The organism is Bacillus sp. AFS031507, assembly GCF_002584635.1.
Taxonomy (GTDB): Bacteria; Bacillota; Bacilli; order Bacillales; family Cytobacillaceae; genus Neobacillus.
Map to the genome: position 1 here is coordinate 1 of NZ_NUOW01000077.1, position 389 is coordinate 389.

Genomic DNA, 389 nt, shown 5'->3' on the forward strand with positions numbered 1-389 from the left:
AGAGTAGGACGTTGCCAGGCGGTATATATGGAGGATTAGCTCAGCTGGGAGAGCATCTGCCTTACAAGCAGAGGGTCGGCGGTTCGAGCCCGTCATCCTCCACCATATTTACCTATAAATGCCGGGGTAGCTCAATTGGTAGAGCACGATTGAATAATCTCCTTGAATAAACTTCAGCATACTGACCGAGCTGCTGCTTGCATAAGCTTTCTGAGGTCCGGATGACGGCAAAGAAGTCAGCGAGTTCAAAGTTTATATTTTTCCAAACTATATGCCGGGGTAGCTCAATTGGTAGAGCAACTGACTTGTAATCAGTAGGTTGGGGGTTCAAGTCCTCTCGCCGGCACCATTTTTCTTTCATCTTAGGATGAGCCATTAGCTCAGTTGGT

2 tRNA genes are annotated in these 389 nt (G+C 47.6%); both read left to right on the forward strand.

Annotation, left to right across the window (positions count from 1 at the left end):
- Window positions 1-29 precede the first annotated feature (29 nt).
- Window positions 30-105: transfer RNA gene (locus COE25_RS29365), tRNA-Val, on the forward strand.
- Window positions 106-273: 168 nt separating this feature from the next.
- Window positions 274-349: transfer RNA gene (locus COE25_RS29370), tRNA-Thr, on the forward strand.
- Window positions 350-389: the final 40 nt, after the last annotated feature.